Source organism: Bradyrhizobium sp. SZCCHNR3119 (assembly GCF_032487775.1).
In the GTDB taxonomy this organism is placed as follows: domain Bacteria; phylum Pseudomonadota; class Alphaproteobacteria; order Rhizobiales; family Xanthobacteraceae; genus Bradyrhizobium.
On record NZ_JAUEUV010000002.1, the window covers coordinates 656308 to 677815 of the forward strand.

Genomic DNA, 21508 nt, shown 5'->3' on the forward strand with positions numbered 1-21508 from the left:
CCCCGCCGGTGCCGTATGCGTCTGCACGCGCCGCAACGACGTTCCCGTTTCATCCGCCGGACGCGGCCCATCGTGCGCCCGGCCCCGTTCCGATGCGCAAGCACCTTGCGCGACAGGTTTTCAAAGTCCGTCCATGTCACATCCATTTATGTCATATCCATCCACGGGCCATCGCCGCCCGCTCCTGCTCGTCACCGCCGCGCTGTTCGCGCCGGCGCTGCTCACGACCACCGCGCTGGTGCCGCCGCTTGCAATGGCTGCCCGCGCGCAAACCGCCGACCGGTTGCCGACGGTGACCGTCAATGCGCCCCAGCCGCGCCGGGCCAAGCGCAAGCCGCACCCGGCGGCGAACGCGCAGCCCACCACGGCGCCCGCCGCAACCACGGCCACACGGGACGAGCGTACCGCGCCGCCGATCGGCGCAACCGCGCTGCCGCCGCAGGCCGGCGTCCAGCGCGCGCTGTCGTCGAGCGATTCCGCGTCCCTGGTCACCGATCTTCCCGGCGGCGCCACCTGGGGCGCCGGCGGTGTCTCCAGCCTGCCCGCGATCAACGGCTTCGGCGCCGACCGTCTGCAGGTCGCGATCAACTCGATGCTGATCAGCCCGGCCTGCCCCAACGAGATGAATCCGCCGCTGTCCTTCGTCAATCCGGCGATGGTCGCGAAGATGCGCGCCTATCTCGGCATCGGTCCGGTCTCGGTCGGTGGCGACTATGTCGGCAGCCGCATCGACGTCACCACAGCGCCACCGGCTTTCGCGCCGGAGACCGCGGGCTGGATCACCAGCACACAGCTGTCGAGCTTCTTCCGTAGCAACGGCAACGCCTACGGCGTCGATGCGAGCGCCACGGTCGCCAACCGCGACACCAGCATCACCTATACCGGCGGCTGGGTCCGCTCCGGCAACTACAAGGCCGGCGACGGTTCGACCATCAAGTCGACGCTGTACGAGACGCAGAACCACGCCATCAGCGTTTCCAAGCAGACCTTCGGCAACCTCTTCACCTTCCAGGTCGGCGGCCAGTTCATCCCGTATCAGGGCTATGTGAACCAGTACATGGACATGGTCTACAACCGAGGCCTGTTCGCCAACGGCCGCTACGAGGGCGTGTTCGACTGGGGCAAGCTCGAGGCCAGCGCCTTCGTGCACCAGATCCGACACACCATGGGCTTCATCGCACCCGACAAGGTGGCGGACATGCCGATGGACACCAAGGGGCTCGACACCGGCTACGCCGTCAAGGTCACGATCCCGGTCTCCGGCCACGACCTGTTGCGGGTCGGCAACGAGCTGGCGCTGAACCGGCTGGATGATTGGTGGAGTCCGGTCGCGGGATCGATGATGATGGGCCCGAACACCTTCATCAACATCAACGGCGGCACCCGTGACCGCGTCGGCACCTTCGTCGAATGGGAGCGGCACTGGGACCGGCAATGGACCTCGATCATCGGCGTGCGCAACGACGTGGTGTGGATGAACACCGGTAACGTGCAGGGCTACAACGCGATGACCTCCGGCGCCGACGCCGCCGCCTTCAACGGCAGCGACCGCGCCCGCACCGACATCCATCTCGACGGCTCCGCGCTGGTCCGTTACGAGCCGAACGACGTCAGCCAGTACGAGCTCGGCTTCGCGCGCAAGACCCGCTCGCCCAACCTCTATGAGCGATACGCTTGGTCGACCGACGCGATGGCGATGCAGATGATCGGCTGGTTCGGCGACGGCAACGGCTATGTCGGCAATCTCGACCTCAAGCCGGAAAAGGCGCACACGGTGAGCTTCACCGCCGGCTGGCACGATCCGGCGCAGAAGATCTGGGACGTCAAGGTGACGCCCTATGCGAGCTACGTGCAGGACTATATCGACGTCGACCGCTGCGGCACCGCAAGCTGTCTTGCCAACAATCCGGCTAATCTGACAGCGAACAACGGCTTCGTCTATCTGCAGTTCGCCAATCATGACGCGACGCTCTATGGCGTCAATGTCGAGGGACGACTGACGGTCTGGGATGACCTCATTTACGGCCAGGGTCAGGTCCGCGGTCTCATCGGCTACGTCCGCGGCAAGCGCACCGACGGCATCGACCTCTATCACATGATGCCGATCAACGCGAAGCTCGCGCTCGACCACCGGCTCGGCAGCTGGACCAGCAGCATCGAGCTGCAGCTCGTCGGCTCCAAGGACGTCGTCAGCCAGGTCCACAATGAGTTGACGACGCCAGGCTACGCCCTGGTCAACCTGCGCACCGGCTACCAGTGGCAGCATGCGCGGATCGACCTCGGCATCGACAACCTGTTCGACCAGAACTACTACCTGCCGCTCGGCGGCGCCGACCTGGTCGACTACAAGGTGGTCTCGATGATGGGCTCGTCGGCGGCCTACGGCTACGCCGTCAAGGGTCCGGGGCGCTCGTTCAATGCCAGGCTGAGCGTGAACTTCTGACAGCCTCCCCGCGGCCCGCGCCGCCGTGATGGCGCGGGCCGCGGGGAGCAGCTCCGTCAGTGGCAAGGAGGTCGGCTCATGCCCTGAAGCTCGGGTCGATCCGGTCGAGTTTGCGCAGCAGAGCGGGCCACACCAGCCGTTCCGCAAGCTGCGACATGCCGCCGGACATGGCGAGCTTGGCATTTTTCTCGATCACCTCCGGCGCGGTCGGATGATCCATGGAGATGTCGCCGAGCATGCGGGTGCGCACTTGCATGGTGCAGGCGCGCTCGAGGAAATACATCCGCAGGAACGCTTCGGCGCACGTGCGCCCGACCGCGAGCGTGCCGTGATTGTGCAGGAGCATCAGGTTCTTGGAGCCGAGATCCCGCTGCAGGCGCGGCCGTTCGTCATGGTCGAGCGCAACCCCCTCGTAGTCGTGATAGGCGAGCTCCGGCAGCACCAGCTGGGCGGTCTGGTTCAGCGGCAGCAGGCGCTCCTTCGAGGTGGAGACCGCCGTGCCATCCGGCGTGTGCAGATGCATGACGCAGCCGGCATCGTCGCGAACTTCGTGGACCGCCGAATGGATCGTGAAGCCCGCGGGATTGACCGGAAACTCGGAATGCCCGACGGGCTTGCCGTCGAGCCCGATCTTCACGAGGCTCGAGGCGGTGATTTCCTCGAACATCATTCCATAGGGGTTGATCAGGAATTGATGATCCGGTCCCGACAGGCGCGCTGAAATATGCGTGAAGATCAGGTCGTCCCAACCGTAGAGGGCAACCAGCCGATAGCAGGCGGCGAGATCGATGCGAATGGCCTTCTCGGCCGCGTATACGGCGTCCTGATTCATTTTCTCTCCCAGGGCAGTCTTGTTGTGCAGTTCGACGAAGCGGCGACTCTAACAGAAAAGCGAGCGGCGTCCCATAGCCCGGAGCTACCGCCATGAGCACGGTCGCGCCGACGCGTTCACCGCATCAGGAAGCGGGTGATCGCTCGACCCAGCTTGGCGCTGTCCAACGGCTCCCTCAGAGACGCCTTTGCCGTCGCGACGACGTCATCGGGCGCGACACCCGCACGCAGTTCACACAGCGCATGAGCATAATCCGCATCGAACTCCGGATGCGGCTGGACGGACAGAGTCGTGCCGCTCTCGTACAGCAGACCGGCATGGGGCGTGAACGGCGATGACAGGATGGTGCGGGCGCTGGATGGCGCCGCGATCACCTGGTCCTGATGCGAGCAAGCGATGGCGAGCTGGGGGTCCGCGACGATCCCGTTCTCCGGAGAGACCTGATAGACGTGCCGACCGAGACCCCAACCTTTGTCCGATTTGCGGACGAGGCCACCCATCGCCTGCGCGATCAGCTGGTGTCCGAAGCAGACGCCGACCATCGGCGTGCCCTTCGCGTCGGCCGCCCGCACGAAATCCTCGAGCGGCGCGATCCAGTCGAGCCCATCGTAGACGCCTGCGGCAGAGCCGGTGATAAGGATCGCCTGCAACGAGCCGGGTTCAGGCAATCGCTCCCCATTCGCGAGACTGACAACCTCGCATTCGATCGAGATATCCTCGGCGCGGAACATCCGTTCGAACATGGCCGGATAAGAGCCGTGGCGCGCGCGATATTGCGCTGGGACCAGCCCGGTTTCGATGATCGTGATGCGAGGCATGAGATTCCCTGAATGGATGGGCAAGGGCCGACAACGTGCAGCATGTGCCCCCCCGCGAGTGACAGCTCCGACGCGATTGAGAGAAGTGATCTTGTCGGCGAACCTGCACCTGAAAACAAGAAGGGCGCGCCGCAGCCCGCCCAATTGATTGCGCATGTCTCACTTGTGACGAGACTGCAATCAGCTGCGCGATTCGCCTCGTTCATGCGCCCCGAAAGCAGGATTCCGGGGGGGGGGACGCCCCGGAACCCGTGGCTCCGCCCTGACGAGGGCTCACTCCGATAGCGGTGCGTCAGGCAGATGCATCTCATGCCATAGCGCGTTCAGCACGCCGAAACCGACCGCGAGACTGACACCGAGAATCCAGGTGAAGTACCACATCGTGACATCCTCCATCAGTAGAGCTTGTGCCCATCGGCCTCGACCTGCGCGGCCGTCACGGGGCCGCGCAGGACCCGGTAGACGAAGGCCGTGTAGGCCAGAATGATCGGCATGAAGATCAGGGTTGCCAGCAGCATCACGAACAGGGTGAGCTGGCTGGATGACGCATCCCACACCGTGAGACTCGCCTTCGGCTCGATCGAGGACGGCATCAGGAATGGGAACATGCTGACGCCGGCCGTGCTGACGATGCCGAAGATCGAAATCGCGCTGGCGAGAAACGCAGTCAGCCGCAGGCCCGCCCGGCTTGCCACCGCCAAGCCGAGCGCGCCGGCGACGCCGAGCCCCGGCGCTGCCAGCATCCAGGGATGGGCCGCATAGTTCGCCAACCACTGACCGGGTAGCATCACGACGGCCTTGAGCAGCGGATTGGACGGACCTGCGACCGCAGCATCGCCCGTGATGGCAAAGCCGGAAATGCCGAAGGCGATCCACACTCCGGCCAGCACGAACAAGCCGGCAGTCACGATCGGGAGGATCGTTGCGATTCGGCCTGCGCGCGCCGCAACCTCCCCGCTCGTCTTGAGCGCGAGATAGGCGGCCCCATGGGAAGCCAGCATGGACAGCGACACCAGTCCGCACAGTAGCCCGAATGGATTGAGCAGCTCGAACAGCCCTGATCCCTCATAGAAGACCCGGAGATCCTGGTCGATCCTGAACGGCACGCCCTCCAGAAGATTGCCGATGGCGACACCGAACACGAGGCTCGGCACCACCCCACCCGCAAACAGTGCGTAATCCCAGGTCGCGCGCCAGCCTGGGCTTTTCAGCTTGTTGCGGAACTCGAAGCCGACCGGCCGCAGGATCAGCGTTGCCAGCACCAGGAACATCGCGACGTAAAAGCCGGAAAACGCCGTCGCGTAGACCATCGGCCAGGCAGCGAAGATCGCACCGCCGCCGAGGACGAGCCAAACCTGGTTGCCGTCCCAGACCGGCCCGATCGCATTGATCGCGACGCGCCGCTCGGTATCGGTTCGGGCCACGAAGGGCAGCACAGCGGCCGTACCGAGATCGAAGCCATCCATGATGGCAAAGCCGATCAGCAGCACGCCGAGCAGCAACCACCAGATCAAACGGAGATGTTCGTAGTCGAGAGGGATTTGCATGACTCTAGCCTCATTCGGCGGGCGTGGCGGCGGACACTGCGGCGGCGGGATGTTCGGCGGCGGCCGCCGGTGGCGGCGCGAGAGCCTTGACCGGCCCCATGCCGATATATTTGCGCATCAGCATCACATCGATCACGAGCAAGGTTGAATAGAACAGGACGAAGCCTGTCAGCGTGAACAGAACCTGCGGCAGAGATAGCGATGACGACGCCAGGCCGGTCGGCAGCACGCCGTCGATCGCCCAGGGCTGCCGTCCATATTCCGCGACGATCCAGCCGAGTTCTGCGGCGACCCACGGCAACGGCCATGACCACACCGCCGCACGCAAAAGCCAGCGCCGCTCGAAGTTGCGCCCGCTTGCCGACCAGAACGCGGCGCCAAGCAGCGCGATGAAGTAGAAGCCGAGCGCGACCATGACCCGGAACGACCAGAACAGCGGTGCGACATGAGGCACCGTGCTCCAGGCGGCCTTGGCGATGGTGGCCTCGTCGGCCTTGCGAGGATCGCTGACATAGCGCGTCAACAGCAGCGCGTAGCCGAGATCCTTGGCATGCGCCGCAAGCTCCGAGCGCGCGGCCTGGTTGGTCCGGTCAGCGCGCAGGGCATCGAGCGCGTTATAAGCCACGAGCCCGTCGCGAATGCGCCTCTCGTTGTCCCGGACCAGATCGGCGATACCGAGCAGCTTCTGATCGAGCGAACGTGTGGCGATCAGGCCGAGTGCCCACGGCACCTGGATCTCGTAGTGGTTCTGCCTGCTCTCCTGATCGGGAATGGCGAAGACCGTGAAGGCGGCCGGCGTCGGCTCGGTCTGCCACATCGCCTCGATGGCGGCGAGCTTCATGCGCTGGTTCTCACTCACCGTGTAACCGCTTTCGTCGCCGAGCACGACCACCGACAGCGCCGACGCGAGTCCGAAGGAGGCGGCGACGATGAAGGAGCGCCGTGCGAAGGCGATGTGGCGTTTGCGCAGCAGATACCAGGATGAGATCGCCAAAACAAAAATCGAACCGCACACATAACCGGCGCTCACCGTGTGGACGAACTTCGATTGTGCGACCGGATTGAACATCAGATCGTAGAACGATGTCAGCTCCATCCGCATCGTATCGGGATTGAACGCGGCACCGACCGGATTCTGCATCCAGCCATTGGCGATCAAAATCCACAGTGCCGACAGGTTCGACCCGATCGCGACCAGCCAGGTCACTACGAGATGGCCGAGCTTCGACATCCGGTCCCAGCCGAAGAAGAACAGCCCGACAAAGGTGGATTCCAGGAAAAAGGCCATTAGGCCTTCGATCGCCAGCGGCGCGCCGAAGATGTCGCCGACATAATGCGAGTAGTAGGCCCAGTTCGTACCGAACTGGAACTCCATGGTAATTCCGGTCGCAACGCCCATGGCGAAATTGATGCCGAAGAGCTTGCCCCAGAATTTGGTCATGTCGCGCCAGATCTCGCGGCCGGTCATGACATAGCTCGTCTCCATGATCACGAGGATGAAGGACAGGCCGAGCGTGAGAGGAACGAAGAGGAAGTGATAGAGAGCCGTGAGCCCGAACTGAAGTCGGGCGAGACTCGTGGGATCGAGATCCAACATGAGAGCCTTCTCTAGGGTTGAGGTTGCTCGACGCCGATCACGCGCGCGATCGCGCGGTCGGAGCTCGCGGTGCGTGGCCCGTCGAAGGCGACGAAGGCCTGCATCGAGAGCACGACGAGGAGCTTGAGGACGAGCGCGGCAACGATCGTGCGTTGCAGCGGCGTTGTTGGGCGCAGACCCGCGAGTGCGAAGTCGCGCAGGGAGGCGAGCACGGGCCAGGCGCGTGGCGATCGGCGCGACCGGGCCTTCGCTGAGGGTGGAACCCGTCGCCGCTGCCTCACGACAACAGCTTGGGCTTCCGCGTCGGCGCTGGCCGAGATGCGGTTCGATGACATAGACGTGTCTCTTGTCTTTACCGATGGGATGGCGCGGCCCGTCGCACGTGACGTCGCCTCGTCGACGGCGGCAATGCGAGACGGGCTATCCGACAGACAGCTGAGGTGGAGCGCGCGGCCAGGCTGGAGAGGCGGTTGATGTCGCGACGACCACCATCGCGCGAGGCTTCAGATGCAGCGCCAGCGCGTGCCGAAGCGGAGCTGGAAGGCCCGCAGCCGCAGCGAGCGCCGCATGACCGTCGGCGAGCGGAAGACAGAACAGGCAGGAGGGTGCATGTACGGAGGCCTCGCCTGCCCCGTCGTCGGCGATCCGATGGCCGTCGGCATCGACGACGATCGGCCCGGCCGCCGAGCAGATCAGGCTCCAGCCGTTCATCAGCGCGCGAGCCGCGAAGTCCGTGCGCGGACTCCCGAACGGAAGAACGATGCTCAACAGAGTGTTGAACGCCAGGGCGATGGCACAGACAGTCGCCGCCAGTTGCTGGCGCTGCGTCTCGCGGCTCCGATCAATGGATGTGTCGTACCGCCCGCTCAATTCGCGCGCTCCGGAAGCCGCTCGCCCTTGAGCCCGAAACTATAGTTCCCGGCTTTCTTCGGTTTGACAAAGATCAAACCACCTGTGCTGCGAGAGCAGTGCAGATTGTCGTTCAGCGGACGGATCGGTTGCGCGAGCAAAGGTGCAAGTCCCGGTCACGACGATCATGACACCCCGACTCGGGTCTTCTGCACGAGGCGTGACGCGCATACGCCGGCATGCAATCGATGATTGCTCAAACGAGCGCTTGGCTCCAAGGAAAGCCAGTGCCTCACGAAGGCAGGTCAATTCCACAAATTTCTCTTTCGTTTTTTCAGAAATCATGTATACTCTTCCCGTCCCGCCTCACTGAGGGGCGTACGCGTCGTCACGGACGTTGAGCGCGGGATGCGGTGGACGCATTGATGCCGTTGGACGAACGGCTGTCGATGCGGACGGCGAAGTCGCGTGGTCCTGGCATCCCGACGCTGATGCCTGCGCAACGCGCGGAAACGCGCATTGTCGCAATACGGTGGCCAAAAAGCCCGGCGCACCGGGAGATCGCGTATAAGTCGTAACCCATCGCGCAGGGAATGCCGGATGATCCGGCTGATCCTGTGGTGACTGCCGCCTGCTTTTTTTGCTGCAGGCGGGCCATGGGTGAGGCCTTCACCCGGCATTCCCTGCGCCCTCTCCCCGAGGGCTTCGTTTATAACTCGGGCGCGCGGCGCCGCGGGACGTGTTTTTGCACGCCCATATTGCTCTTGCTCGCCAGTCAAATCGAGTTTCGGCAGATATGCCACGTTTGACCAAGCATGCTCCGATGTCGGCCGCAGCCGTACTCATTCGTCCTTTGAGCTCAGCCCTTAGCCCCGGAGCAAACTCATGAATGGCGCTTCGCAGATCGACCGGAGGCACAGCGTCTCCAGATGCATCAGGGCAAGCGAGGATGCGATCTATGAGGCCTTCATCAAGCCGGAGAGCTTGGTACGCTGGCTTCCGCCCGAGGGGGCAAGAGGCGAGATCAGGCAGTTCGATGTGCGTGAAGGCGGCAGCTTCGAGCTTGTTTTGACCTTTGCTGCCGCTCCGGGCAAATCCTCCTCGCACCAGGACGTCGTCCGGGGTCGTTTCCTGCAGCTCGTGCCGGGAAAGCGGATCGTGCAGGCGATCGATTTTGTCTCCGACCGGCCGGAGTTCGCGGGCACGATGACCATGACCTGGTCGCTTGCGCCGGCGGCGGACGGTACGCTCGTCTCGATCCTTGCCGAAAACGTGCCGATCGGAATCGGCCGCACGGACCACGAGCTCGGCATGGCATCGTCTTTGGAGAATCTGGCGCGTTTCGTCGAATGATGGCTCTGCTCGTCCAAACCGGCTTACCGGCCGCCGCCCACGGTGCGAATCGGGCGGCCCTGGCTGATGAAGGCGTAATGACCGCTGCCGAGGCTGCCGATCATCAAAGCCTCGACCACGGGCTCGGCGATCGGACCGGTCGCAGCCCAGTCGACCACGAAGTTGGCCCCGGTGCCGCCGCGAACGTCCTTGGTGGGGATGAATATCTCGACGGTGGCAAACGGCTTCACTGCAATCGGCTCCTGCAGATAGGCCTGCACCAACGCTCCGGACGTACCGAAATAGCTGATGCGCTTGAGGATGAGCGGCATCGCTTCCGAAGCGTTATGCACGCTCAGGGTCACCGAAAAATCGGCGTTCACCTTGCCCGGCGTCATCGCCACGCTGGAATACACCGGGACATAGAGCGCGCCCGATACGGTCTGCGGCTCCGCTGGAACCTGGGTCAGCGAAGCCGCAAAGGTCTGCTTCAGATCTGCCGTCTGGGCGTGAGCCATCGAAGCCGGCAGCAGAAGCAGGATCAGCCAGAGCTTCATGCGCATGTGACATATTGTCCATTTCAGCGTAATGCGGCCTCGCCTAGTTTGCCGCGGTGAGGCCGGATTCATGCAAGAACTGATTGGGGACATCACGCTCAGCATCCTGTTTGCGTGGGGGCTGGGGCTGGCTGCGCAGTTTTCGCGGCAGCCGTCGATTCTCGCCTATCTGATCGCGGGCTTCGTCATTGGTCCATTTGGAACCGGCTGGGTCAAGTCCCAGGAATCGATCTCCGTCATCTCCGAGCTCGGCCTGATCTTCATGCTGTTCATGATCGGGCTGGAGATCGACCTGAAGAAGATCATCCGCGCCGGCCCGGTGATCCTGCTCGCCGGCGGCGTGCAGATCATCGGCGGCGCCCTGCTTGGACTCCTGTTCTTCATCGCGATCGGCATGGGCCTGGGCGAGGGCCATTACGATGCGCTTTATTTGAGCGTGGCCTGCGCGCTGTCCTCGACGGTGATCATCGTCAAGGTGCTGTACGAGAAGCGTGAGCTCGACACCCTGCCCGGCCGCATCACGCTCGGCGTTCTGGTGCTGCAGGACGTGTTCGCGATCCTGTTCCTGGCGGTGCAGCCGAGCCTCGACAATTTGCAGATCGGCGTGGTCCTGCTGTCATTCGCGCGCGCTGGAACGCTCGTCGCGATCGCGCTGCTGCTCAGCCGCTACGTGCTGCCGCAGCTGTTTCATCGCGTCGCCCGCAGTCCGGAGCTGATCCTGCTTGGCGCGCTGGCCTGGTGCTTCCTGATCGGCGAGATCGCCGAGCGGCTGCACTTGTCGCGCGAGATGGGCTCGCTGGTCGCCGGCGTGTCGCTGTCGACATTCCCTTATGCGCTGGACGTCACCGCCAAAGTGACCACCTTGCGCGACTTCTTCATCACGCTATTCTTTGTCGCGCTCGGCATGACCATCCCCGTTCCCAACATGTCGGTCGTCGGCCTGGCGCTGGTCGTTGCGCTGTTCACTGTCGCAAGTCGGCTGCTCTCGACCTTTGCCCCGCTCTATCTGATGCGCCAGGGCCTGCGCGCGAGCCTGCTGCCGGCGCTCAACCTGGCGCAGATCAGCGAGTTCTCGCTGGTGATCATCCAGACCGGCGTCGCCGCCGGCCATCTGCGCGGCGCGACCTCGAGCGCGGCCTCGTTTGCCTTCGTCGTGCTCGCCGTGCTGTCGACCTTCGTGATCGTGCGCTCGGACCCGATCGTCCGCCGGACGATTCCGCTTCTGAAGCGGCTGGGCCTGCGCGATCTGGATCACGCGCAGGATCATGAGACGGGCGACGAAGCCGGCCATGGCAACGGCCGGCCAATCGTGATCCTCGGCTTCTACCGCACGGCCAGCGCGCTCCTGGCCGAGATCGAGCGCAACCAGCCCGCCCTGCTCGAGCAGATCGGCGTGATCGATTTCAATCCCCTGGTCTTCCGGACCTTGTCCGAGCGCGGCATCCAGGTGACCTATGGCGACATCAGCAATGCCGACACGCTGGTTCATGCCGGCGTCGGCAAGGCCGAGCTGATCATCCTGAGCGTGCCGGACTCGCTGCTCAAAGGCGCGAGCAACGAGAAGCTGGTGCGGCACGTCCGCAGCATCAACAGGACCGCCAAGATCGTCGCCACCGCCGACCTGCTCGCCGACGTCAACGACCTCTACGACGCCGGCGCCGATTACGTCGCGCTGCCGCGCCTGAACGACGCGCAGGTGCTGCTCAACCTGATCGAGGCGGCCAGCGCGGGCCTGCTGGCGGATCGCCGCCGCGAGACCGAGGCGCTGCTCGAAGGCCGAAGCGAGGTGCTGCCGTGACGCGGTTGGGCGGGATTTGCCCCGGTAGCGGCACGCTGATTTCAGCCGCAGCCACGCCGCTGGCGCACTTGCGCGAAAGCCGGTAAGTCATATTCCATGACAGCCGCTAATCTCCACGTCGTCGATCACCCGCTGGTCCAGCACAAGCTCTCCTTGATGCGCGAGCGCGACCGCTCGACGAAGGGCTTCCGCGAGCTCCTGAACGAGATCGGCATGCTGCTGGCCTACGAGGTGACGCGCGACCTGCCGCTGGAGCTGGTCGACATCGAAACGCCGCTCGCGCCGATGAAGGCGCCGAAGATCGCGGGCAAGAAATTGACGCTGGCGCCGATCCTGCGCGCCGGGGTCGGCTTCCTCGACGGCATGCTGGCGCTGCTGCCGTCGGCGCGCGTCGCCCATATCGGGCTCTATCGCGATCCCAAGACGCTGGAAGCGGTGGAATACTACTTCAAGGCGCCGCAGGACCTCTCCGACCGCACGGTGATCCTGATGGACCCGATGCTGGCGACCGGCAATTCCGCCTGCGCCGCGGCGGCGCTGCTGAAATCGCGTGGGGCGCGCGACATCCGCTTCGTCTGCCTGCTCGCCGCGCCCGAAGGCATCGCGCAGTTTCAGAGCGAGCACCCGGATATCCCGATCTGGACCGCGGCGATCGACGAGAGACTGAACGACCACGCCTATATCGTGCCCGGTCTCGGCGACGCCGGCGACCGCATGTTCGGCACCAAATGAGCCGACCCGCGTGCCCGTGATGCGGCGGATCGGGCCGAAGCATCCACGGCTCGGTGCCGCTGCGGGACACGCAGCGGAATGGCTGGCCACGAGATTGTTCGCCCGGGCCGGCTTCCACCGGCTCGGCTCGGCCTTCGCGGAGGCCCGTCTTGCCGAGGCGCACGAGCGGCTTACGCGCGGCGAGACGCTTTATCTCGCTGGCCTCGGGCCGGCCGGGACACACAATTCCGGCGTCGCGCTCGTGGAGGTCACACAGGCGAACGGCCCGCGGCTGATCCTCAACAACGAGGAGGAGCGCTTCTCCGGCAACAAGCACACCAGCGAATATCCGCGCGCATCGATCGACGCCATGATCGCGGCGCTGCGCGGCATGGGCCGCGACGTCTCCGACATCTTCGCCTGGCTGACGACGTGGGATTATCCGGCGCTCGCCGGCACCCTGGCCCGCACCATTCTGGAAGAAGCACCGCAGAGCTTGGGTCTGCTCCGCACCACCGAAGCCGCCGGTTTCGACGCCCGCCGCATGGACCAGATGACACGCACGCCCAAGATCCTGGCCAAGCAGCTCGGCCTTGGCGAACGCGTGCCGCTGATCATGATGCCGCATCATGACAACCACGCCTGGTTCTCCTATGCAGCTTCGCCCTTTGCCGCAGACGACGATCCGGTCGCCATCGCAGTGCTCGACGGCACCGGTGATCGCGGCTCAGTCTCGCTCTATGAGGGGCGGGCCGGCACGATGCGAAAGCTCTATAGCAATGACAGCGTGTTCGACTCGCTCGGCGCCTTCTACAGCGTGATCGCCTCGACCCAGGGCGGCTGGACCTGGCTCTCCTGCGAGGGCCGCTACATGGGCGCTGCCGCCTGGGGCAACATGGATCGCGCCAGCAATCGTTACTATCAGCGGCTCAGGGACGTGCTGGTGCTGGCAGATGGCGGCGAGATCAGGCTCAACCGCGCGCTCGCCAACTGGTACGCCTCGCCGTTCGAAGCGCCCTATCACCCTGCCCTGACGGAGATCCTCGGTGAGCCGCTGAAGCCGTCGCAGCTGTGGAATCCGGATGCCGTGCTGCGCGTCGAGGACATCCAGCACCGCGCCGATACGCAAGAGCGGCTCGACAAGGCTGCCGCCACGCAGCTCGTGTTCGAGGATGCGATGGTCCACGTCGTGGATCACCTGTTGCGAACGACCGGCGCCCATCGGCTGATCCTGACCGGCGGCGTCGCACTGAACGCGGTCGGCAATATGCGGCTGCTCGAACATTTCGATGCGGTGTGGTTCGCGACGGCACAAGGTCGCGAAGCGCGGCTCCATCTGTGGGTGCCGCCGGTGCCCGGCGATCCCGGCGTGCCGATCGGGGCCGCTTGGCTGTTTGCGCATCTGGCGGGCGCGCCGCGCGGCGCAGCGCTCAGCCATGCTTTCTATTGCGGCCTGCCGCCGGCCCGCGCGGAGATCGAAGCCGCCCTTCGCGCCGATGACGTCACAGCGGAAGAGATCGGCGAAGTCGCAACGCCGGACGGCCGCGCAGCGGTGGCCGACCTCATGGCTTTCGTGGTCGCACAGGGCGGCGTCATCGCGCTCTACCAGGGCGCCGGCGAGACCGGTCCGCGCGCGCTCGGCCACCGCTCGATCCTCGCCAATCCCTGCGATCCCGACGCCCGTGAGCGGCTCAATGCACGGGTCAAGTATCGCGAGGCCATCCGCCCCTTGGCACCGATGGCGACGCTGGAGGCCGCGCGCAACCATTTCGTGCTCGAGGACGGCTGCGCGGACGCCGACTACAATGCCTACAACTACATGGTGCTGACGGCGCATGCGAAACCAAAGGCGCGCGAGAATATCCCGGCTGTGATCCATGCCGACGGTACCGGACGCATCCAGATCGTGCACGAGCGCGACGATCCGCTGACCTACGCCTATCTGAAGGCAATGGGGCGCCATGCCGGCGTCGAGATGTCCGTCAACACGTCTTTCAACGTCGCGGGCCCGATCGCGCAGACGCCGCAACAGGCGGTCGAGACCTTGCGCCGCGCCAAAGGGCTGGATGCCGTGATCATGGTGGCGAGCGATGGCACCACCTTCGCCGTCCGCCACGGCGGCGAACGCGACGGAGGCCGGTTCTCGGATTGGTATGCGCGGTGGAGAGCTCGATGTCCGCGCCGTTAGGCCTTCGGCTGCGAAATGAGTTCGATCATGCGGCCTTCGTCGTCGTCGGGCATCTCCGCAGTCGCGTACGCGTAGGCCTCCACCGCGGCCCGCGTTACGAGTGGCGGTTCGCGCAGCAGCTGCTCGGCGAGCTGCAACGCGTAGGCGGCATCCTTGTGACGAAGCGCAGCGGTGAAGGTCGCGTCGGAAAAGTCCCGCGCTATCATTCGCGGCGCATGGCGGAGGACCTGCGGACTCGCAGTCACGCCGCTCTGAACAGCCTCGAGCACAAGCTTCATGTCGAGGCCGGCCTGTTCGGCGATCGCAAGCCCTTCGGCAAGGCCCGCAATCTGGATCGCCCCCATCAGATTGTTGATGAGCTTGTAGACCGAGCCGGAGCCCACCGGGCCGAAATGCCGGATCGTCGATCCGATCGGCGCGAGAAACGGCCGGGCTCGGTCGAGAGCGACGGCATCGGCGCCCACCAGCAAGGTCAGCTTGCCGCTGGCGGCCGCATCCGGCAGCCCCGTCACCGGGCAGTCGATATAGATTGCACCGCGCCCATTCAGGTCTCGCGACAGCCGCAGGGCATGGTCATAGGAGACCGTGGAGCACTCGATCGCCAGCGTGCCGGGCTTCATCATCGCCGCCGCACCGTTCGGGCCGAGCCAGACCAAGCGCGAAGCCTCGTCATCGGCGACCATGGTCACGACCGCATCGACGTCGGTCGCGGCGTCTGCGGGCGAGCTCGCCCAGCGAGCGCCGCGCGCGATCAGATCCTCTGCCTTGGCCTTGCTGCGATTCCAGACCGCAACATCGAAGCCGGCATCGATGTAACGCCCTGCCATGCCACGACCCATGCGGCCGAGCCCGATGAAGGCGACGCGCGGCATTGCCTAGTCGACGTCCTCGACCGCGGCGCCCGGCGTGGTGCCGAACGCACGTTGCGCCAGGGTCGCGGCCATGAACTCGTCGAGATCGCCGTCGAGCACGCCTGCCGTGTCAGAGGTCTGCACGCCCGTGCGCAGGTCCTTCACCATCTGATAGGGCTGCAGCACGTAGGAGCGGATCTGGTGGCCCCAGCCGATCTCGGTCTTCGCAGCCTGATCGGCCGCGGCCTTCTCTTCGCGCTTCTTCAGCTCGATCTCGTAGAGGCGGGCGCGCAGCATGTCCCACGCCTGGGCGCGGTTCTTGTGCTGGGAACGGCCGGCCTGGCAGACCACCGCGACCCCTGTCGGAATATGAGTCAGCCGCACCGCCGATTCGGTCTTGTTGACGTGCTGGCCACCAGCACCGCCGGACCGCATGGTGTCGGTGCGGACGTCGGATTCCTTGATGTCGATCTTGATGCTGTCATCGATGACCGGAAAGATCTGCACCGACGAGAACGAGGTATGCCGCCGCGCGTTCGAATCGAACGGCGAGATTCGAACCAGCCGATGCACGCCGGCTTCCGTCTTCAACCAGCCATAGGCGTTATGGCCGGAGATCTGGATGGTGGCGGATTTGATTCCGGCCTCTTCACCGGGCGATTCTTCCAGATACTCGATCTTGAAGCCGTGCTTCTCGGCCCAGCGCGCGTACATGCGCAGCAGCATCTGCGCCCAGTCCTGGCTTTCGGTACCGCCGGCGCCGGCATGAACTTCGAGATAGGTGTCGAAGCGGTCGGCCTCGCCGGACAGCAGCGCTTCGAGTTCCCGCCGCGCCACTTCCTTCTTCAGCGCCTTCAACGCCGCCTCGGCCTCCGCGACGACGCCGTCATCATTCTCGGCCTCGCCGAGCTCGATCATGTCGACGTTGTCCTTCAGGTCGCGCTCCACCTTGCCGATACCGTTCAGCGCGTCCTCCAGCGAGGTGCGCTCCTGCATCAGCTTCTGGGCCTTCTGCGGATCGTTCCAGAGATTGGGATCTTCGGCGAGCTTGTTCAGCTCAGCCAGCCTTGCCGTCGATGTTTCGACGTCAAAGATGCCTCCTCAGCAGCCCGACCGACTGCTTGATCTCTTCTACAATTTTCTCGATTTCAGCGCGCATATCGCTCTCTTCAAGCTGCACCTCCACGGGATATCCGAGAGGCGCAGCAACAATTCTTGTGGGGATGTAGCGGTGCGCGGCGCAAAGCGCAATCTCCGTGCGCCGCCGAACGGCGGGTTTCACACGCGCTAATACAGCCCGCCCGTGCCCGGACGCATGAAGAAGTTGCCGGTGTCAGGCTGCCCGCCACTCTGAGACGGCATGCCGCCGCGCTGGTCCGCATCGGCGACGCCGATGACCGAATAGTTATCCGGCGGCGCCGTACCCGGCTTGAACGCTTCCATGATGGTGCGGCCGGTGTCGCCCGGGCCTGCGCGCATACCAGTCTTGGAATCGACGCGGACGAGCTTGATGCCCGCAGGGATCTTGAACGGTGTCGCAGGCTTGTCGGCGAGCGCGAGCTTCATGAAGTCGCGCGCAATCGGTGCCGCCAGATGGCCGCCCGTTGCGGCATTGCCCCGACCGAGCGGGCGCGGCTTGTCGTAGCCCATATAGATTGCGACTGCGAGGTCCGGCGAGAAGCCGACGAACCAGGCATCCTTGGCCTCGTTTGTGGTGCCGGTCTTGCCGGCGATCGGCTTACCGACCTCCTTGAGGGCCGTAGCGGTACCGGCGTTGACCACGCCCTCCAGCATCGAGGTGATCTGGTAGGCGGTCATGGTGTCCAGCACCTGCTCGCGCCGGTCGACGAGCTGCGGCTCGGGCTGATTGTGCCAGCCGTCCGGCGCGTCGCAGCCGCGGCATTCCCGGGTATCGTGCTTGAAGATGGTGTGCCCGTAACGATCCTGGATACGGTCGATCAGGGTCGGCTTCACGCGACGGCCGCCATTGGCGATCATCGAATAGGCCGTCACCATCCGCATCGCGGTCGTCTCGCCCGCGCCGAGCGCATAGGATAGATAGTTCGGCAGCTCGTCATAGACGCCGAAGCGCTTGGCATATTCGGAGATCAGCGGCATGCCGATGTCCTGCGCCAGCCGCACGGTCACCGTGTTCAAGGACAGCCGGAGCGCATTGCGCAGGGTCGTCGGTCCGAGATACTTGCCGGACGAGAAATTCTCCGGCCGCCAGATCCCGGCCCCCTGCCCCTGATCGATTTCGATCGGCGCGTCGACCACTTGCGTCGACGGCGTGTAGCCGTTGTCGAGTGCCGCCGAATAGACGATCGGCTTGAACGACGAACCGGGCTGCCGATAGGCCTGGGTCGCACGGTTGAACTGGCTCTGGTCAAAAGAGAAGCCGCCGACCATCGCCAGCACGCGACCGGTGTTCGGATCCATGACGACCATCGCGCCGGATACCTCTGGCAGCTGCTCCAGGCGGTACTGCCCCTCGACCGGATTGCCTTCCTTGTAGAGTGGATCGGCGTAGATCACGTCGCCGGGCTGCAACACCTGCGTGACCGCGGTCGGCGTCCTGCGCGTGCCGGATGCCGCGCGTGCCCACCTCACGCCATCGAGCGTGATCAGCCCGGTCTGCCGTTCCTTGCTGACGGCGCCACCGAGTTCGCGGCCAGGCTGAAAGCCGATTCGCGCCGATTGGTCGCTGGTCTCCAGCACCACCGCCATCCGCCACGGCGAAATATCCGCGAGCGACTTGATGTCGGCGAGCTTCACCCCCCAATCGCCGGAGATGTCGATCTTGCTGACCGGGCCACGCCAGCCCTGCTCCTGGTCATATTTGACGAGGCCTGCGACCATCGCCTTGCGCGCCATGACCTGGACCTTTGGATCCAGCGTGGTGCGCACCGACAGCCCACCCTCGTAGAGCTTCTTCTCGCCATAGCGCTCGAAGATGTCGCGACGGACCTCCTCGGCGAAATATTCGCCGGCAAAGATGTGGGCGCCGGTGTTGCGGCTGGCAATCGTCAGCGGATCCTTGCGCGCCTTGTCGGCGTCGGCCTGTTTGATCCAACCATTCTCGAGGAGGCGATCGATCACGTAGTTGCGACGCTCGATCGCGCGATCATGGTTCCGGATCGGATGCAGGCTGCCCGGCATCTTCGGCAGAGCCGCCAGATAGGCCGCCTCGGCGACGGTGAGTTCGTTGACCGACTTGTCGAAATAGACGAGCGACGCAGCCGCCACGCCATAGGCACCCGACCCCAGGTAGATCTCGTTCAGATACAGCTCGAGGATCTTGTCCTTGGAATAGGTGCGCTCGATGCGCATCGCCAGCAGCGCTTCCTTGATCTTGCGGGTGAACGAGACCTCGTTGGTCAGGAGGAAGTTCTTGGCGACCTGCTGAGTGATGGTGGAGGCGCCCTGGGGACGGCGGTTCGAGCCAAAATTCTGGGCGTAGACGACAGCGGCGCGCGCCATGCCGGTGAAGTCGATGCCGCCATGCTCATAGAAATTCTTGTCCTCGGCGGCGAGGAACGCGTTGATGACCAGCTTGGGAACCGCCTGGATCGGCAGATAGAGCCGGCGCTCCTTCGCGTATTCGCCGACCAGCGAACCATCCACGGCATGGACACGCGTCATGACCGGCGGCTCGTAATCCTGGAGCTGCGAATAATCCGGCAGGTCCTTGGAAAAATGCCAAATCAGTCCGGCGACCGCGGCCACTCCCACCAGAAAAACGACTGTCCCGGCGGCGAACAGGAAGCCCAAAAACCGCACCAGAAAGCGCATCGGCAATATCCGTTTCAACTCTCGTTCGACTCTCGGCTCGAACATGCAGCGCCTCCAAGGGCGCCTTGGTCAGAATCATTCGGCGGCAATGATGCCGCATGAGCCGCGTTCAGGAACCTTGCACGGGCAAGCCTACCATAAGTTCGCCAGCGTGGCGGATCTGGCATTCGCTGCAGTGCTGCCACGCGGCTGAATCTTTCTCGATTCCCACTGCCTCGCGGTACGCTTATAGGGCGGCGGCTGTGGCCAAACTAGGGCTTTGCCCGGGCGGGCGTCTTGGTCTCAGGACGCGGCCCGGCCGCGGTGGCGATGCGCTTGGCCAGGAACGAATCGACCGCGCGGGCCATCGCGTCAGCGGTGCGGGAACGCCAGCTTTCGGAGATCAGATTGCCCATGTCGCTCTTGTTGGAGACATAACCGAGCTCGACCAGCACAGAGGGCACGTCGGGCGCCTTGAGCACTCGGAACCCTGCGGATTTGAGTGGCCTCTTATGCATATGCACCGCAGTTTTCATGTCATTCATCAAAAGGCGGGCGAAACGGTTGGAAAAGGTTCGGGTTTCACGCCGAGCCAGATCTATCAGGATGTCCGCGACATCCGTCGGCTCCTCGGTCAGATTGACGCCGCCGATGGCATCCGCGCGGTTTTCATCTTCCGCCAGCCGCTCGGCTTCGGCGTCCGAGGCCTTGTCGGATAGCGTGTAGATCGTGGCGCCCTGGGCATCACCTTCGCCGCGGGGCAGCGCATCGGCATGAATCGAGACGAACAGGTCGGCCGATTGCTTCTGCGCGATGCGCACCCGGTCCCCTAGCGGAATGAAGGTGTCATCATCGCGGGTCATGACCACGCGGTATTTGCCGGTCTTCTCCAGCCGATCGCGTAGCGCCTGGGCGAAAGCCAGCACCAGGTTCTTCTCCGGGACTTCGCCGGTCTGGGTCCCGTTATCGATGCCGCCGTGGCCGGGATCGATCACGACGACGGGCCTGCCATCGGGCGGCGCGGGAGGTCCGGGCGGCGCGGCCGGCGTCGTGGCCGCAGGGGCCTGAATTGCGGGCGGAGTGCCGGGCGGCAGTGCGGTGGCGGTTGCGCCCGCATCCGCGACATTCGCCCTCGGCTGCGAGCGGCTTTCAGTCCCGATCAACTGTGCGAAACTGGTCTGATCGACTTCCTCCAGTTCCAGCACCAGCCGCGCCGGCTGTCCGTTCGCCGAATCAAGCACGGACGCATTGGCGATTCGGGCCGGACCGGTGAGATCGAAGACGATGCGCGAGCCCCCCGGCAGGACCAAGCCATACCGAAATGCCTTGATCAGACCGCGGCCGGCGGTACCCGAACCGGTCGGAAGATGGAAACTGACCTGAGGGAGATCGACCACGACCCTATAAGGGTCGCCGAGCACAAAGGCTCGAAACGGAACCGCCTTGTCCAAATCGAGCACGAACCGCGTCTGCCGGGAATCGCCCGCCAAACGGGCGTCCGAAACGATCGGAAAGGCCGGAGCCTGGACAGCCGGCAGAGCCGCTTGCATGGGCGGCACAGCCGTCTGCGCCTGTACCCGGGTAGGCACAGCACATAACATTTCCGTGACGCACAGCAATGCGCATCCCAGCCAAAAGGATTGATTTGCCCGGTCAGCCAACGATTCCGTGCCTCCGCGCGATCTCTTTAGCGCAATCAAACCACAGGGTTAAATCGCTACTTCTGTCATTTCCCTTAAATTGAGGCGATTGTTGCGGACCAGCGACGGCTTCCCTTGCACCCACTCGATAATCCACGTAAGAACAAGGGGCTGAAGACCCATATACTTACTGCCGGTTGTGTCGCGTTCAGCCTCCCGGTGCAACGCCGGAGCCTTCGTATTCGACTTGATCGAAATCCGCGAAGCTTCCAGCGACCTTCCGTTCCTCTTCGGAGCCAGCGCGTCCCGCGCGGTTCAGTCGGGGCCGGTGACAAGCCCGAGCGGGGCCGGTTCCCAGGGCCACTCATTCTCGAGCCGCCCGAGGTGCTGCGCCAGACACGGCATAGCCCGATATTGTGCCCCGGACGGGGTCGGTATCGAATTCCAAGGCAAGCGTTTCGGCGCAATCTGGCCTTCAGCAGGAGACCGGCGGCACCCAATGCCGCCCACGTGTTCAGACGGGCCGACGCTTGATGCGCCATACTGTATTGCCGACCAAGACCAGCGGAACAGC

The 21508-nt window shown here is 64.5% G+C and carries 19 protein-coding genes; 5 read left to right on the plus strand and 14 right to left on the minus strand.

Annotation, left to right across the window (positions count from 1 at the left end; genetic code table 11):
- The first annotated feature begins 148 nt into the window (after positions 1 to 148).
- A complete protein-coding gene (locus QX034_RS30305; protein WP_316196229.1) occupies positions 149 to 2443 on the plus strand; it encodes a TonB-dependent receptor in 2295 nt (764 codons plus the stop codon).
- 76 nt (positions 2444 to 2519) lie between these two features.
- On the opposite strand, the gene QX034_RS30310 is transcribed toward QX034_RS30305, so the two are convergent.
- The 9 genes from QX034_RS30310 to QX034_RS30350 all read right to left on the minus strand — a co-directional run bounded on the left by QX034_RS30310 (position 2520) and on the right by QX034_RS30350 (position 8744).
- On the minus strand, positions 2520 to 3275 hold the full coding sequence (locus QX034_RS30310; protein ID WP_315703743.1) for a class II aldolase/adducin family protein: 756 nt from the start codon (positions 3273 to 3275) through the stop codon (positions 2520 to 2522).
- 116 nt (positions 3276 to 3391) lie between these two features.
- Complete coding sequence (locus QX034_RS30315) at positions 3392 to 4093, minus strand: glutamine amidotransferase-related protein (RefSeq protein WP_315703742.1); 702 nt, start codon at positions 4091 to 4093, stop codon at positions 3392 to 3394.
- A 273-nt stretch (positions 4094 to 4366) separates the two neighbouring features.
- A complete protein-coding gene (gene cydX, locus QX034_RS30320; protein WP_409977487.1) occupies positions 4367 to 4489 on the minus strand; it encodes a cytochrome bd-I oxidase subunit CydX in 123 nt (40 codons plus the stop codon).
- The gene (gene cydB, locus QX034_RS30325; protein WP_315703741.1) at positions 4489 to 5640 is read right to left on the minus strand and encodes a cytochrome d ubiquinol oxidase subunit II; all 1152 of its coding nucleotides are present in this window, start codon (positions 5638 to 5640) and stop codon (positions 4489 to 4491) included. The genes cydX and cydB overlap by 1 nt, the downstream gene beginning before the upstream one ends.
- A 10-nt stretch (positions 5641 to 5650) precedes the next feature.
- Positions 5651 to 7234, minus strand: a complete 1584-nt coding sequence (locus tag QX034_RS30330) for a cytochrome ubiquinol oxidase subunit I (RefSeq protein ID WP_315730055.1) — start codon at positions 7232 to 7234, stop codon at positions 5651 to 5653.
- Between the two features lie 14 nt (positions 7235 to 7248).
- Positions 7249 to 7449 (minus strand): hypothetical protein, encoded by a 201-nt coding sequence (locus tag QX034_RS30335; RefSeq protein ID WP_315703740.1) that lies wholly within the window; start codon positions 7447 to 7449, stop codon positions 7249 to 7251.
- Positions 7450 to 7657: 208 nt separating this feature from the next.
- Positions 7658 to 8005, minus strand: coding sequence for a DUF2946 family protein (locus QX034_RS30340; RefSeq protein WP_315703739.1), 348 nt, complete (start codon positions 8003 to 8005; stop codon positions 7658 to 7660).
- A 141-nt stretch (positions 8006 to 8146) separates the two neighbouring features.
- Positions 8147 to 8431, minus strand: coding sequence for a hypothetical protein (locus QX034_RS30345; RefSeq protein ID WP_315703738.1), 285 nt, complete (start codon positions 8429 to 8431; stop codon positions 8147 to 8149).
- A gap of 43 nt (positions 8432 to 8474) precedes the next feature.
- Positions 8475 to 8744, minus strand: coding sequence for a hypothetical protein (locus QX034_RS30350; protein ID WP_316196230.1), 270 nt, complete (start codon positions 8742 to 8744; stop codon positions 8475 to 8477).
- 227 nt (positions 8745 to 8971) lie between these two features.
- Here QX034_RS30350 and QX034_RS30355 point away from each other — a divergent pair, with 227 nt between their 5' ends.
- A complete protein-coding gene (locus QX034_RS30355) occupies positions 8972 to 9439 on the plus strand; it encodes an SRPBCC domain-containing protein (protein WP_315730007.1) in 468 nt (155 codons plus the stop codon).
- A gap of 23 nt (positions 9440 to 9462) precedes the next feature.
- On the opposite strand, the gene QX034_RS30360 is transcribed toward QX034_RS30355, so the two are convergent.
- Entirely contained in the window at positions 9463 to 9981 is a 519-nt protein-coding gene (locus tag QX034_RS30360) for a DUF3124 domain-containing protein (RefSeq protein WP_315703736.1), read from the minus strand.
- Positions 9982 to 10045: 64 nt separating this feature from the next.
- On the opposite strand from QX034_RS30360, the gene QX034_RS30365 reads away from it, so the two are divergent.
- The 3 genes from QX034_RS30365 to QX034_RS30375 all read left to right on the plus strand — a co-directional run bounded on the left by QX034_RS30365 (position 10046) and on the right by QX034_RS30375 (position 14672).
- The gene (locus QX034_RS30365) at positions 10046 to 11773 is read left to right on the plus strand and encodes a cation:proton antiporter (RefSeq protein WP_315730006.1); all 1728 of its coding nucleotides are present in this window, start codon (positions 10046 to 10048) and stop codon (positions 11771 to 11773) included.
- Positions 11774 to 11869: 96 nt separating this feature from the next.
- Positions 11870 to 12505, plus strand: coding sequence for a uracil phosphoribosyltransferase (gene upp / locus QX034_RS30370; RefSeq protein WP_315703734.1), 636 nt, complete (start codon positions 11870 to 11872; stop codon positions 12503 to 12505).
- A 19-nt stretch (positions 12506 to 12524) separates the two neighbouring features.
- Entirely contained in the window at positions 12525 to 14672 is a 2148-nt protein-coding gene (locus tag QX034_RS30375; protein ID WP_315730054.1) for a carbamoyltransferase C-terminal domain-containing protein, read from the plus strand.
- Here the strand turns inward: QX034_RS30375 and QX034_RS30380 are convergent.
- The 4 genes from QX034_RS30380 to QX034_RS30395 form a co-directional block, all read right to left on the minus strand.
- Positions 14669 to 15544: an NAD(P)-dependent oxidoreductase gene (locus tag QX034_RS30380; protein ID WP_315703733.1), complete on the minus strand. Its 876-nt coding sequence runs from the start codon at positions 15542 to 15544 to the stop codon at positions 14669 to 14671. The genes QX034_RS30375 and QX034_RS30380 overlap by 4 nt on opposite strands.
- A 3-nt stretch (positions 15545 to 15547) precedes the next feature.
- A protein-coding gene (prfB, locus tag QX034_RS30385; protein ID WP_315703732.1) for a peptide chain release factor 2 occupies positions 15548 to 16682 on the minus strand; the annotation gives its coding sequence in 2 pieces (ribosomal slippage) (positions 15548 to 16612 and positions 16614 to 16682; 1134 coding nt in all).
- Positions 16683 to 16810: 128 nt separating this feature from the next.
- On the minus strand, positions 16811 to 19315 hold the full coding sequence (locus tag QX034_RS30390; protein WP_315704271.1) for a penicillin-binding protein 1A: 2505 nt from the start codon (positions 19313 to 19315) through the stop codon (positions 16811 to 16813).
- A 251-nt stretch (positions 19316 to 19566) separates the two neighbouring features.
- Positions 19567 to 20955, minus strand: coding sequence for an N-acetylmuramoyl-L-alanine amidase (locus QX034_RS30395; RefSeq protein ID WP_315703731.1), 1389 nt, complete (start codon positions 20953 to 20955; stop codon positions 19567 to 19569).
- Between the last annotated feature and the right edge of the window lie 553 nt (positions 20956 to 21508).